Genomic DNA, 13,092 nt, shown 5'->3' with positions numbered 1-13,092 from the left:
TGCAGCAGCCCAGCACGTAAACTCGGATCATGGCCAGGAAAAGCAAACCGCTCATTTCCCCGAGTGGCGGAGCACCGCTCGGCGGAGACATGCCGACAGGCTTCGTCAAAGGGTTTGATCGCTACATAGCCGTGCAGCGACCGGCCGTGCTGGCGTACATCCGCAGCCTCCGTCGGCGTCACCCCGATGCGTCGCCCACACAGCTCATCAGGATCCTGGAACGCCGGTACCTCGCGACGGTGACCACCGGTGGCGCGACTGTGGGAGCGACCGCGGTTATCCCCGGCGTCGGCACCGGAATCACACTCGCGCTGTCCGGCGTCGAAACCGCGGGCTTCCTGGAAGCCACAGCCCTGTTCGCCCAATCCATCAGCGAGGTCCATGGCCTGGCCGTCGATGATCCAGATCGTGCCCGCGCACTCGTCATGGCGATGATGCTCGGCCGCGAGGGATCAGACCTCGTGCGCCAGCTGGCCGGTCAGGTGCAGGGCATTGGAGTCGGGCGCAGCTCATACTGGGGCGAACTCGTCACGTCTAATATGCCGCGCGCCATCATGGGGCCGCTCACCGACCGCCTCCGGAAGTCTTTCATCAAGCAGTTCACCGCCAAGGGCAGCGTCAGCTTCATCGGAAAGGCCATCCCGTTCGGTGTCGGAGCTGTGATCGGCGGCGGTGGTAACCACATCCTGGGTAAGCGGGTCGTGCACTCGTCCCGCCTCGCCTTCGGCGCCGCACCCGGCTACTTCCGGACAGAACTCGATCCGGTGGCGCGAGTCGTGCGTGTTCGTAGCGCATCACGCGGAGCGGCGCAGACAAACCAGGCCAACATCGTCGGAGCCACGACCCGACGGCTGACGGCCATCGGGTCAGGGATGCTGAACGCCGTTCCCAAAGTGAAGCCGGGAGCACTGATGCACTCCATTCGGCATCCGCGCACGGCACAGAGCACCGATAAGCCCGGTACTCCCCCCGGTAAGCCCGGCACTCCCCCGGAGCTTCCCCCTGGGGACGGTTCAGGTCAGACGCCCTGATCCTCGTCTTCGAGGGCCGCGTGCTCCTCGATCACACCATCACCGGCGTGGATGGCGGCGTTGCGGTCCCATTCGGTCATGAGGTGCTCAACTGCGCCGTGGAAGCGCCGGGTGGCGACGCCAGGAGACGTATCACCGAAGTAGTGCTCGACCCAGCGGTGGAGACGCGACTGCACGGCGTCGTCGTGGGTCAGCGTGTCCAGCGCGCCAGCGATCCCCGCGGCCGCATCGGCTGTCAGCCACTCACAGTCTGAGAGATAGCCACTCGTATCGATCTCGGCGCCCGGGTTCAGCGGTCGCGTGATCATGAGGGGTTTGCCGACGGCGAGGCGGTCGTAAACCATGGCCGAGATATCGACGATCGCGACATCCGCTGCCGCGAGCTGCCAGCCCAGGGAAGGGCCGTGGTCATAGATGTGCTTCGCGGAAGGGTCGCGGACGTTGGCCGCTTCGATGGCCGCGATGATGCGCTTGTTCGCCGCACCGTATTCAGGGTTGATGACACCGCTACGCGGGTGCGGCCGGTAGATCACGCGGTGCCTGCCGGTGGCCAGCAGAGCTGAGACAAGCGCGACGCCGTGGGTCGCAATGGAGCCGTACGCGGCCGCAGCCCTGTCGCCTTCCCAGGTGGGGGCATAGAGGATGACCTGACGCTCATCGGGCGTGTACGGCAGGGGGTCGCCATAGTAATAGTCGGCCTGTGGGCGGCCGATCTCGATGGCGCGTTTGTCGAAGTCATAGTCCCACAGCACCCGGTTCAGGCGTGACAGCGCTGCGTCACCCGCGACGAAGGAATAGTCGTATGCCTTGAATTGGTTCGTGGTCATGTACATCTTGTCGCTCTCACCATGGTTGATGAAAACGTGCCAGCGGCGCCCGTAGCGCATCATCTGGAAGTTGCGGGTGTTCTGGTTGACGTAGAGGACGATGCGGATGTCCTGCTCTTCAAGCACGCGCTCCAGGTCGTTGACCTTGCGCACGTAGGCGACAGGAACGGGTGACTCCTTCAGGAGTGCGAGGGCTCCACCGCCCGAACGGCTCAGGATGAGCACCGGCCAGCGCTCCGCGAGTTTGGCGAGCGGCTTGTACCACTGGCGCAGCTGATACAGGTTGACGGGGCCATCAGCGAAGTAGACCGCCACCTTGAAGTGCTTCCTGGGCAGCGGTATGCGCTCTGCCAGGGTGCTGTTCAGCGCGCGCTGCGCTTTTCTCGAGGATCTGACATCCCTGACCAATTTGCGTGCACGTCTAATGTCATTGCTGATACCCACCGTCCAAGGTTACAGAGCGACTTCGTGCCACTCTGGGGATCTGCCCCGAATTGGGTATACCGGTAGTGAATCGTTAGACGATAGGGGGCCGACCGGCTACGGTCATCCGCCACACCGTTCGCCACGACATGGGCCTGCGCACACCAGGATCCGTTGCCCAGCCTTCGCGCCATCCGCTGAACCATGCGCGGAGAGCAGGCCTGTTGCGCGCCCATCGCAACACCTGGATTCCTGTCCACGACCCGACATACACTGGAACCAAGATGGCTGGCAGGTTGCGCCTGGCCAGCCAGACGCGGTTTCGGGCGTTCAGCCGGTAGTAGTCGGCGTGGCGTGTGGGCTGGATGACCGGGTGGTTGGCTTCCAGGTCGCCCGCATACCAGGCGCGGAGGCCCAGGTCCCAGACGCGCCAGGCCAGTTCGATGCCTTCGTGGGCGTAGAAGAACGGTTCGGCCCAACCGCCCGTTGCGTCGAAGACCGCGCGGGGCAGGATGACCGCGCCTTCCCACACGGAGAAGACGGGGCCGGAGTGCGTCGCCTCCCCCTTGCGGATGCGAGGAATCCAACGCCGTGGCGAGGTGAGCCCTGACGGGTCGACGACGCGAGGCTGAAGCAGTCCGATCGACCGATCGCGGCGCAGCTGCGCGATTGCCCTGGTGAGGAACGCGGGGTCTGGGATGCTGGCATCGTCGTCGAGGAAGAAGATAAATTCGCCTGTGACAGCCTCAACGCCGCGGTTGCGGCCGGCAGGAATTCCGAGGTTCTCCGGCAGGCCAAGCGCACGGACGCTGGCAGGCAGGCCCGTTGGCTGCCAGCCGTTGCCGACGCACACGACGTCGAGGTGCACACCGGTCTGGCCCAGAATGCTCCGGATGGCGCGATCAAGGTCGTCAGGCCGCGTGCCCTGGGTCAGCAGGACAACGCCGACGGTGGGCGCCGGATGCAGCGACGAGTGATCGGTCGACACGTTAGGAACGAACCCGCTTGGACGCCATGATCGCCACGAAGTGACCGATGAGCGCCAGGAACGCCAAGGGAACAAGCGCGATGAGCACAACGCGGTCGACCTCAGGCTGACCGACGAAGAGCCCGACAACGGCGGCGAGGAAGATGATGATCGTCATCTCGACCGAGTGGTACAGGCGGTGGAACGGCACAAAGCGCGCCACACGCTTCAGCGTGGCAAGCGCGCTCGAGGTGAGCGCCTTCTCACCGTGCGTGTCAGCAAGCTTGGTGAGACCCGCGTTCGCACGGGCGACGTGCACCATGTCGTTGAGCGCCTTGTTAAGCACGATGATGAGCGCGAGCAGCAGTCCGAGGGTGGTCCACAGGTAATCTGCCGGCGCCTCGAACGGATACGCGGCCGCGCGGATTCCGAGCGCAATGGGGATCAGCGCTTCGGTCGAGTAGTGCCCCACCTTGTCGAGGAAGACACCGGCCGGTGACGATGTGCGGCGCCATCTGGCCACCTCACCGTCGCAGCAGTCAACGAGCATCTGCAGCTGGCCGAGCACCAGGGCGAGCAGTGCACCCCAAATGCCGGGGATGAGCAGCGCGGCGGCCGTAGACCACCCGACCAGGATCATGATCGCCGTCACTCCGTTGGCGGAGATGCGCGTCTTCAGGAACAGCCAGGTGAGGTATGGCGAGATATCGCGCAGGTAGAGCGACGCCGTCCAGTGCTCGGCGTTGGCCCGCAATCTGACCTCTGGCGGCTGTGCCACTCTGCGCAATTCGGCGATCGACGAAGGGCGAGTGGGCAGGGCGCCTGAAGGGGCTGGCGTACCGTGCGTCATGGTCATCTTCCTGTGTGGGCAGTGATGTTGCTGGTGAGTTTCAGGTACCCGAGGATGAACCCGAGACCCCAGCAGAAATGAATGCAGGGCAACACTACGAGAAACCATAGCGAAGCACGAAACCCGTCTGGCCGCGAAACGGCAATCGTGGCCGCGATGACGAACACGAGGTAGACGGCCGGTATGGCCAGGCCGAGCAACAGCCATGGCTGCGCGCCCGCGATGGCCTGGCCGACGCCGATGATGCCGAGGAGAACGCCCAGGATCACGCCGGCAACCATGGCAGGAGGGATGAAGTAGCGGATGCCGTTATCAGCGGGAAAACGTCGCGCGAGTTCGCCGCGCCAGAGCCCGGTCGACAGCATCTGGCGGGCGAGCCTGGACAGGCTGGGTCGCGGTCGATACGTGACCTTCAGCTCTGGGGTGAACCACACGGTGCCGCCGGCTTCACGCAATCGGCGATTGAGTTCCCAGTCCTGGCCGCGCTTGATGCCCTCGTCGAACAACCCGACCTTGACGATGCTTTCCCTGCGGAAGCACCCCAGGTAAACCGTCTCCGATTCGCCTTCCTTGCCGCCGACATGGAGCGGGGTGCCACCGAGGCCGACCCGGGTGCCGTAGGCGCGAGCAACCGCCTTCTGGAACGGGCTGGTGCCCTGGGCGTCCATGATGCCGCCGACGTTGTCAGCCCCGGTGCGCTGCAGCGTCTCCACGGCGATGCGTGCGTAGTTCTTCGGAAGGACGGAGTGGGCATCCACTCGGATGATCACGGGGTACGTCGAGGCGCGGATCGCCGCGTTGAGCCCGGCCGGCGTTGAGCCGACGTCATTGGGCACGGTGTGGATGCGCGGATCGACAGCAGCCATCTCTTCGAGCAGCTCTGTGGTGCCGTCAATGCTCGGGCCGAGGGCCAGCGTGACTTCGAACGGGCCGTCATAGTCCTGCTGAAGCAGGCTATCGACGGCGGCTCGAACGTGGGTGACTTCGTTGAGTACCGGCATCACATAGGAGACACCAATAAGCAGTTCGTCTCCGGATGAGTGCACCAGGTAGGCCATCTTTCCACTTGTTGAGGAGGTCGATAGAGCCTATCAGTCGCAGGATTTGAGTCCACTCGACGGCACTAACGGTGAAACGACACTGCACCGCCGACGGGAAGTCGGCGGTGCAGTGGTGGTGAAGCGGTGCGGTGCGGGTGGTGCAGAGTTCGGTGGAAGGCCGAGAGTGTTAGCTGGTCAGTTCGCCCACCGTCACGGAGACAGTCGTTGATGTGCCGCCGCGTACGTACGTGAGGTCGGCGGTTCCGCCGGCAGCAAGCGATCGAACCTGGGCGGTGAGGTCGTTGGCATCGGTGATCGGCACACCATTGAAATTGGTGATGACGTCACCAGCCTTGAGCCCGGCCTTGGCCGCAGCGCCTCCGGAGACGACCTCGTTGATGAGTGCGCCCACCGTGGAGCTGTCGGCTGCGCTGGCAGCGTTGCCCACCGTTGCGCCGAGGAGACCGTGGGTCGCCTTGCCGCTTGCGATGATCTCGTCAGACACGCGCTTGGCGAGGTTCGACGGAAGTGCGAAGCCGACACCGATGTTGCCGGCTGTGCTTGACGTCTCGCTCGCGTTGGCGATTGCGACATTGATGCCGATGAGCTCACCCTTGCTGTTCAGCAGGGCTCCACCGGAGTTACCGGGGTTGATTGCGGCATCCGTTTGGATGACGGGGAGCGAAACACTGCCCTGAGTCGTCGACGGGGTCTGGGTCTGGCCGTTGCCACCCTGGTCGAAGTAGTAGTCGAACGGGCTCTGGGTGCCCTGGTCTGGCGTCGTGGCGTCCGGCGTGGTCGGTGCGGCTGACGAGGCGACGGTGATGCTGCGGTTCAGCGCGCTGACGATGCCGTTGGTGACGGTGCCTGCGAGGCCGAGGGGCGCTCCGATGGCGACGGTGGTCTCTCCGACGTTGAGCTTGCTCGAGTCGGCCCATTCGATCGGTGTCAGACCCGATGCGTCGGTGAGCTTGAGGACGGCGAGGTCTGAGATCGGGTCGGTTCCGACGATTGTGGCGGCGTAGATCTTGCCGTCGTTGGTCGTGACCTGCACTGTCGGGTCGCTGACTTCACCATCAAGAGTGGCGACGTGGGTGTTGGTGAGAACGTAGCCGTCGTCTGTGAGAATCACGCCTGAACCGGTGCCGGCCGACTGTCCGCTCGTCACGTTGATGGTGACGACACTCGGTGAGGCTTTGGCGGCAACTGCGGTGATCTCGTTGACGCTCGTGGTGTCGTTGACGACGACGTTGGCTGGACCCTGCGCCTGGCTCACCGGGACACCGGTGGTCTGGTTTCCGGCAACGGCGTAGACACCGGCGCCGGAGACACCACCGATGATGGCCGCGATAGCGAGTGCGGCAACGAGTGCGGCGGTCTTGCGCTTGGCCGGGTCTTTGTGAGCCGGCGTGGTGGCCGACGGCAGCCCGTCGGCTGTGGCGTATGCCTGCGGGGCAGCGTGTGGAGCGTATCCGTGACCGGCAGTATCGCCTGCAGTGAGTGGGCGGCCGAATGCATCGGTCGGGTACGCGGCGGTCTGCGCCGTGGGAAGCGGAGCCGCGGTCGGGGCCTCAGCGCCAGAAGTGAGTGCGGGCGTTGGGGTGGCTGCTGACGGTGCTGCGTGCGACGGCGCCGCGTGAGACGGCGCAGCGTGAGACGCGGCCACGGGCGCTCCGGCGGCGGGTGGAATGACCTCGGTCACTGCCGTGCCGCCAGGCGCCGGGGTGCTGTTGGACTCGGGGGCAACGGTGGCTGGCACCTGTACGGCGGCCGGGACCTCTGCGGCGGCTGGGACCTCTGCGGTAGCCGCGGTGTCTGCGGTCGGAGTGACCGGGTTCGTGCTGGGAGCGACGGCCTGGCCGTCGGAAGTGACCGCGAAAGCCGAGCCCTCGGTCGGCGGGATCGGGGTGGTACCGGCTTCGTTCTCTTTGTCAGTCATGGTTGCTCCTTCCAAGCGAGATCAGCTTCCATCCCAAACCTGTGCGTTTGATGAGGACAGTCTGAGAGCACTCAATGACAAAGCTGCGATCTTGCCCGGTGTTCTGACGAGCCGGATCTCAACAGCCGGGACCCCGCGGATTTCGGGTGCATTCCTGGCCGACCAACACTGTCTTGGCGTCTCCTGTCACCGCATTGAGCGGTGCTGCTGACACGACGAGCGTACCTTGAACGCCTCTCCATGTCTGATCGGCGAAGCGGTACTCGGCCGAGTACTCGACGCCCAGGGTGACGAGCATCACTCCGCGGGATTCGTAGACGTGACTCGTGGCGGTGGCAGAGAACTCCGGCAACCCCTGCGCCGCCCACGATGACCCACCGCCTGCCGAGCGGCTGCTGTGGCCGTCACCGTAGTCCCAGCGATAACCGACGGGCGAGAAGCGAACCTCAGCCGGATAGCCGAGCAGAGACCCAGACTTCACATTGACGGATGCCGTGGCGAAGAAATTCACGGGCAGGCCGATGACCGCCCAGCCGCTGGGTTCCATGGCCAGCGAGGGAAGCGCACTACGGAAATTCACCAGGTCGCTGACTCGGACGACCAGGTTCGGATCACACGGAGTACCCGGCGCACAATTGATCGTGTAGTCGTCGCGCACGATCGTCAGGGGCGGTGTATCGGTTCCGGTGCCGGCTCCCCCGCCGTCAACTGACTCCTCACCGGCCGACTCATCGCCTGACTCAGACCCCGCGGAACCGCCGCCAGAGGTGTTGTCGTAGCCGGCGCCCACGTCGACACCGCCGTTTGCGATTTCACCTGTTGATGATGGTGGGTCGCACAGGCCGCCCGCAGCCAATGCAGCATCACAGGACCCGGAAATCGCAAATGCTGGAGACGCCATCGTTGCCCAAAGAACAGCAACCACCGCTAACAGAAATCCGTGCCGGACCATACCGTCGACTCCGTCAAACGCAACGAGACATCAGAAGTACCTGAGGTGACAAAAACCAACTCAAGCGGAAGGACAGGTGGCCTGTCCTCGGAGACGATTGAAGCGCCTTCAGAATCAATTACGTCTGTTTGACTGACGTCAAGACACGCGTACGCCCGTATCGTGGTCTCACCGTCCGCATTCAACTCGAACGATTGAAGTCCCATCGAGTAAAAGGAAGTTTGACCACTTTTGGTCCAGCCTTTGTCAGCGAATAACTCCCGTGTATCAAGTTCTCCGTCATGTGCAGCACCCACGGACAGGGCGAAAAACGCGTCCAATGATTCTTGGTCACCGACCCATGAGTTGTCACCTGCTTTGAGATACGCGGCATAAGCCTCCGTGGCCGCGGCGAGCGCCTCCTCCTCGGTGGCGAACACGGGCGCAACGGTGGGGGCTGCAGAGGTGGGCGCCGGCTGCGGTGACGACGCGCATCCGCTCAAAACGACGGCGGCAAGCAGCACGAGGACACTGCTTAAGGCCCGCGCATCTGCAATCCGCATGGGGCCACGGTAGGGCAGATTGGCACCGCGTGGTCGAAACTTTCCACAGGGACTGAGATCCACCGAGAAGATCTCGTCTGGTTGGGCCAGTGGGCACGCGCGTCACCACGAGCCTCTCGTCCGCCAATGTCGTAGTTTTGAGGCATGCAGGTGAAGCGATGACAGTACACGGCGCATGGAAGCGCGCAGCCAGCGGCGCCGGCCTGCTGGCCGCAGACGGCAGCGTTGCCGCAAGCATTTTCGCCGAAATGAGCGCACTGGCCATGCGCACTGGGGCCATCAACCTCGGGCAGGGGTTTCCCGATGAAGACGGTCCTGCCGAGATTCTCGAGGCCGCTCGCCAAGCCATCTCAGACGGGGTCAACCAGTACCCGCCCGGTCGCGGCTCCCCCGTGCTGCTGTCTGCCATCGCTGCCCACCAGGAGCGCTTCTACGGATTGAGCGTCGACCCAGCCACGGAGATCCTTGTGACGGCCGGGGCCACCGAAGCGCTCTCCGCCACGCTGCTCGCGCTCCTCGAACCGGGCGACGAGGTCGTCACGTTCGAGCCGTTCTACGACGCATACGGCGCACTGATCACGCTCGCCGGTGGCATCCACCGCACCGTTCCGCTACTCGCCCCTGACTTCCTGCCAGACCTCGACGATCTCCGCGCCGTCGTCTCTGACCGCACCCGCATCATCCTGCTCAACAATCCGCACAACCCGACAGGCACCGTCTTTCCGCGGGAGGTCCTCGACGCCATCGTTGAGCTGGCCCATCGGCACGACGCCCTCATTGTCACCGACGAGGTGTACGAGCACCTGACGTTCGGCGTCACCCACATTCCGGTCGCCACGCTGCCCGGAGCCCGAGAACGCACCGTCACCATTTCTTCTGCCGGCAAGACCTTCAACACCACGGGGTGGAAGATTGGCTGGTTGAGTGCTCCCGCCGAGATCGTGACGGCGATCCTCGCGGTCAAGCAGTTCCTCACCTATGTGAACGGCGCCCCATTCCAGCCGGCCATCGCCCTCGGCCTTGCCCTGCCAGACAGCTACTTCACCGGCATCGCCGCCGACTTGCAGCAGAAGCGCGATGTGCTTGCCGCCGGTCTCAGCCGTGCCGGGTTCGGCGTCACCCTGCCGGGTGGCTCCTACTTCATCGTCGCGGATGCCGCGCCCCTCGGCTATGCAGACGGCGCAGAGTTCTGCCGCGTTCTTCCCGGGCTTGCCGGGGTGGTCGCGGTGCCGATCTCTGCGTTCTGCTCACCAACCCACGCGTCACGGTACGCGTCGCTCGTGCGATTCGCCTATTGCAAGAAGGTCGATGTGCTGGAGCAGGCTGCTGAGCAGCTCACAGCGTTGACAGTCCGAGTGGGCTAGCGCGCGGACAACGCCGCGGCATAGCGAGCGACTGCCCGCGAATACTCCGGCAGGTGCCTGGCGACTTGCTCGTTCCAGGTGGGTGGCGTGAGAGTCATCCGTCAACGCTCGCGGGGTACAACGCCGAACCGGCGGAGAGCCAGTGCCGGGTTCACGGCGCGCACCGCGCTGATCCGTTCGCTGGAGATCCAGGCGAGTGCCACATCCGTTGTCTCGCCGATGGTCACCAGCTCCACACCCATCGGGTCGACCACCATGCTGTTGCCCGCTCCAACTGGCGGGGCGTGGTCGGCCGCCGCAACGTAGATGGTGTTCTCCAGGGCCCGCGCGGTGACGAGCGTGCGCCAGTGGTGCTCCTTGAGCGGACCCCGCACCCATTCGGCCGGCACCAGCACCAGGTCGGCGCCGGCATCGACCAGGCGCCGAGTGACCTCTGGGAAGCGGATGTCGTAACACGTCTGCAAGCCGACAGTCAGGGTGCCGACGGTGAAAGTCTCAGGCTCGTCGATTGCGCCGGCCACGACCCAGTCCGATTCACGATCGCCGAAGGCGTCGTAGAGGTGCAGCTTCCGATAGCTGGCGACGAGGTCACCGGTCGGAGACAGCGCAATGAGGGTGTTGGAGAAGCGGTCGGCGTCTGCGACCTGCTCCAGCATGCCGGCAACGACATAGATACCCAGCTCGACAGCCATCTCACGCAACCCGGTGACGAAGGATCCCGTCAGGGGCTGGGCCGCATCGACGAAACCGCGCCCGATCCTGGCCTCGAAATACGACGAGTACTCCGGGAAGACGACAAGCGTCGCGCCGCGCGCCGCGGCCAGCGCGGCCAGTGAGCGGATGACGGCGAGGTTCTCTGCTTCGTCGGTGCCAGGCCGGAACTGGGCGACCGCAACGCCGACGGCATCCGCTCGAAGACCGGACACGGGTGACGATGGAGGGGATGCGACCATGCGGCAAGCCTAGTGTTGCGTCCGGTCCAGGATCGGACGTGGCGGGGAGAGCCTCGGGTATTAGATATGGTCTACTTCGGTGCGAGTCAGCACTGGGTAGGCTGCGAATATGGGCCCCTCGAACATTGATGCCCTGAAGGAGCTGGACATGAAGATCCTGGTCGTGGAAGACGATGACCAAATGGGTGCCCTGATCGAACGCGGTCTCACCGCAGAGGGCTACACCGTCGTTCGTGTCTCGACAGGAATGGATGCCCTCATCGCGGCCAGGCACGATGACTTCGCGCTCGCCGCCATCGACGTCATGCTCCCCCAGATGTCCGGCATCGAGATTTGCCGTCGCATCCGTGAAGCCGGGAGCACCATGCCCGTGCTGCTGCTCACCGCGCGCGACACCGTCGAGGACCGGGTACTCGGTCTCGACAGCGGCGCTGATGATTACATGACCAAGCCGTTTGCCTTTGAGGAGCTGAAGGCCAGGGTGCGAGCGCTGCTTCGCCGCCAGGCGATGGGTGCACCGCTGAACGTGGAAATCGGAAACCTCACCCTCGATTCGCGCGACCTCAAGGTTGCCGTCGCTGGACGCTCCGTCTCGGTCAGCCCGAAGGAATTCTCGCTGCTTCGCCTGCTCGCCAGTCACGCAGGCGTCACTGTTGACCGCGCCACCATTCTCGAGGAGATCTGGGACGGCACAGCCCACATCGACCCGAACATCGTTGACCAGTACATCAGCTACCTCCGTCGCAAGATCGATACAGACGCCTCCAGCGTGCGCATCGTCACGGTTCGTGGCACCGGCTATTGCCTGGAGTTGATCGAATGATTCGGCGGCTCGGCCTCTCGATCCGAGCTCGAATCACCATGGGCAGCCTCATCATCGCGATTGTCCTCTTCAGCGTTGCGGGCTTCTTCTTTCGGCTGGAAGTCCAGTCGATCCTGACCGAGACCACCGCGACACTGCTGCGGAATGATGCAGCCCCCATGATCAGCACGCTCATGGAGAACCCGGACGATCCCATTCGTGAGGCTGGTGAAGGCCAGCTCATCGCGGTGCTCGGCCCTGACGGCGTCGTCGTCGAGTCGTCGTTGCCCCGGAAACTCGCCGCAGAGCTGCACACGCTGACAGAGCTCGGCGCACGGCCCGAGAGCATCAGGGCCGGAAATTCGACGTACTGGGTGCTGAGAACGACGGTGCAAACGGATGCCGGAGAGTGGACGATCATCTCGGCCAGGAACCAGGAGGCGCTCGGACTGCTGATGGGAGAGCTCGACCAGGTGCTCATCATCGGCGCCTTCGTGCTGGTCGTCGGTTTTGGCATCGCGTCGTGGCTGCTGACAGGAGCGGCCCTGCGACCGGTCAACCGACTGCGGGAAGAGGCGGAGAGCCTCAGCGTGTCAGGGTCGTCGGCCGAACTCCTGGTTCCGGCCGGAAAAGACGAGGTCAGCCAGCTGGCCGGCACCCTCAACGACTTCATTGTTCGGTTGCGGGCATCCGTTGACCGTGAGAAGCAGGTCGTCAACGACGCCAGCCATGAACTGCGCACCCCACTCGCCGTGCTCCGCACCCAACTGGAGCTCGCCCATCTCAATTCGGGCGACGCTGACGCCCTCGAGCAGGACATCGACGACGCGTCGGCCACCGTCACTCGGCTATCGCGCCTGGCCACCAACTTGCTGGAGCTCTCGAAGCTGGAGAGTCAGCAATCGCAGGCAGAAGTCGACTGGGCCGGTCTCGAGAGCGAGATCACGGCATCCGTTGATCGCGCCCGCAGCACGCGAAATGGGCCGGGCGTCGATGTCGACTACGAGATCACCGGCGACGATCCCAACGGCCGCTACGCCCTCTCGCGCACCAACGTCGGACAGCTCGTCGACAACCTCATTTCCAACGCGATAGCGGCCATGGACGGCGGGGGCACCGTCACGGTCAGCCTCGACAGATACGGCGATGGCGCCAGGCTGCGCGTGGTCGACACCGGTCCAGGCATGCCGGAGGAGTTTCTGCCGCTGGCCTTCGACCGCTTCTCTCGCCCCGACAATTCCCGCTCGAGCGGAACAGGCGGATCAGGGCTGGGGCTCGCGATCGTGCAGGCCATCGTCGAGTACGCGGGCGGCACGGTGAAGCTGCAGAACACGGGCAGCGGCCTTGCCGTGGAGATTCGCCTGCCACGTCGCAGCAATCTGTGAGTGTTCGAAGGCGCTGG

General features: G+C 64.5%; 12 protein-coding genes. 4 read left to right on the top strand and 8 right to left on the bottom strand.

Annotated features, from left to right (window positions below; translation table 11 throughout):
• Nucleotides 1-29 precede the first annotated feature (29 nt).
• On the top strand, nucleotides 30-1,031 hold the full coding sequence (locus AC25Z0_RS02105) for a hypothetical protein (RefSeq protein ID WP_488132155.1): 1,002 nt from the start codon (nucleotides 30-32) through the stop codon (nucleotides 1,029-1,031).
• On the opposite strand, the gene AC25Z0_RS02100 is transcribed toward AC25Z0_RS02105, so the two are convergent.
• From AC25Z0_RS02100 to AC25Z0_RS02070, 7 genes are all read right to left on the bottom strand, one after another.
• Nucleotides 1,019-2,302: a CDP-glycerol glycerophosphotransferase family protein gene (locus AC25Z0_RS02100; RefSeq protein WP_488132154.1), complete on the bottom strand. Its 1,284-nt coding sequence runs from the start codon at nucleotides 2,300-2,302 to the stop codon at nucleotides 1,019-1,021. The two genes, AC25Z0_RS02105 and AC25Z0_RS02100, sit on opposite strands and share 13 nt — an antisense overlap.
• Nucleotides 2,303-2,375: 73 nt before the next feature.
• On the bottom strand, nucleotides 2,376-3,269 hold the full coding sequence (locus AC25Z0_RS02095; RefSeq protein ID WP_488132153.1) for a glycosyltransferase family 2 protein: 894 nt from the start codon (nucleotides 3,267-3,269) through the stop codon (nucleotides 2,376-2,378).
• 1 nt (nucleotide 3,270) lies between these two features.
• The gene (locus AC25Z0_RS02090) at nucleotides 3,271-4,098 is read right to left on the bottom strand and encodes a CDP-alcohol phosphatidyltransferase family protein (protein ID WP_488118603.1); all 828 of its coding nucleotides are present in this window, start codon (nucleotides 4,096-4,098) and stop codon (nucleotides 3,271-3,273) included.
• Between the two features lie 2 nt (nucleotides 4,099-4,100).
• Nucleotides 4,101-5,156: a glycosyltransferase family 2 protein gene (locus tag AC25Z0_RS02085; RefSeq protein WP_488132152.1), complete on the bottom strand. Its 1,056-nt coding sequence runs from the start codon at nucleotides 5,154-5,156 to the stop codon at nucleotides 4,101-4,103.
• A 169-nt stretch (nucleotides 5,157-5,325) separates the two neighbouring features.
• A complete protein-coding gene (locus AC25Z0_RS02080; RefSeq protein WP_488132151.1) occupies nucleotides 5,326-7,077 on the bottom strand; it encodes a S1C family serine protease in 1,752 nt (583 codons plus the stop codon).
• A gap of 118 nt (nucleotides 7,078-7,195) precedes the next feature.
• Nucleotides 7,196-7,867, bottom strand: a complete 672-nt coding sequence (locus tag AC25Z0_RS02075) for a PKD domain-containing protein (RefSeq protein WP_488132150.1) — start codon at nucleotides 7,865-7,867, stop codon at nucleotides 7,196-7,198.
• A gap of 137 nt (nucleotides 7,868-8,004) precedes the next feature.
• Nucleotides 8,005-8,571 carry a hypothetical protein gene (locus AC25Z0_RS02070; RefSeq protein WP_488132149.1) on the bottom strand — a complete coding sequence of 189 codons (567 nt, stop codon included), beginning with the start codon at nucleotides 8,569-8,571 and terminating at the stop codon, nucleotides 8,005-8,007.
• Between the two features lie 158 nt (nucleotides 8,572-8,729).
• Here AC25Z0_RS02070 and AC25Z0_RS02065 point away from each other — a divergent pair, with 158 nt between their 5' ends.
• Entirely contained in the window at nucleotides 8,730-9,935 is a 1,206-nt protein-coding gene (locus tag AC25Z0_RS02065) for an aminotransferase class I/II-fold pyridoxal phosphate-dependent enzyme (protein ID WP_488132148.1), read from the top strand.
• Between the two features lie 101 nt (nucleotides 9,936-10,036).
• Here AC25Z0_RS02065 and AC25Z0_RS02060 read toward each other — a convergent pair whose 3' ends face one another.
• Nucleotides 10,037-10,888 carry a carbon-nitrogen hydrolase family protein gene (locus AC25Z0_RS02060; protein ID WP_488132147.1) on the bottom strand — a complete coding sequence of 284 codons (852 nt, stop codon included), beginning with the start codon at nucleotides 10,886-10,888 and terminating at the stop codon, nucleotides 10,037-10,039.
• 109 nt (nucleotides 10,889-10,997) lie between these two features.
• Here AC25Z0_RS02060 and AC25Z0_RS02055 point away from each other — a divergent pair, with 109 nt between their 5' ends.
• Entirely contained in the window at nucleotides 10,998-11,711 is a 714-nt protein-coding gene (locus AC25Z0_RS02055; protein WP_488118596.1) for a response regulator transcription factor, read from the top strand.
• 38 nt (nucleotides 11,712-11,749) lie between these two features.
• Nucleotides 11,750-13,075, top strand: coding sequence for a sensor histidine kinase (locus tag AC25Z0_RS02050; RefSeq protein WP_488132146.1), 1,326 nt, complete (start codon nucleotides 11,750-11,752; stop codon nucleotides 13,073-13,075).
• Nucleotides 13,076-13,092 lie beyond the last annotated feature (17 nt).

The organism is Leifsonia sp. Y862 (genome assembly GCF_057669585.1).
Note: the sequence above shows the minus strand (reverse complement) of the source record. Positions and strands in the feature narration are given on the sequence as shown.

Coding starts and splice junctions, on each gene's coding strand:
- AC25Z0_RS02105 (WP_488132155.1), top strand. CDS start 30: ATGGCCAGGAAAAGCAAACCGCTCATTTCCCCGAGTGGCGGAGCACCG.
- AC25Z0_RS02090 (WP_488118603.1), bottom strand. CDS start 4,098: ATGACGCACGGTACGCCAGCCCCTTCAGGCGCCCTGCCCACTCGCCCT.
- AC25Z0_RS02085 (WP_488132152.1), bottom strand. CDS start 5,156: ATGGCCTACCTGGTGCACTCATCCGGAGACGAACTGCTTATTGGTGTC.
- AC25Z0_RS02080 (WP_488132151.1), bottom strand. CDS start 7,077: ATGACTGACAAAGAGAACGAAGCCGGTACCACCCCGATCCCGCCGACC.
- AC25Z0_RS02070 (WP_488132149.1), bottom strand. CDS start 8,571: ATGCGGATTGCAGATGCGCGGGCCTTAAGCAGTGTCCTCGTGCTGCTT.
- AC25Z0_RS02065 (WP_488132148.1), top strand. CDS start 8,730: ATGACAGTACACGGCGCATGGAAGCGCGCAGCCAGCGGCGCCGGCCTG.
- AC25Z0_RS02060 (WP_488132147.1), bottom strand. CDS start 10,888: ATGGTCGCATCCCCTCCATCGTCACCCGTGTCCGGTCTTCGAGCGGAT.
- AC25Z0_RS02055 (WP_488118596.1), top strand. CDS start 10,998: ATGGGCCCCTCGAACATTGATGCCCTGAAGGAGCTGGACATGAAGATC.
- AC25Z0_RS02050 (WP_488132146.1), top strand. CDS start 11,750: ATGGGCAGCCTCATCATCGCGATTGTCCTCTTCAGCGTTGCGGGCTTC.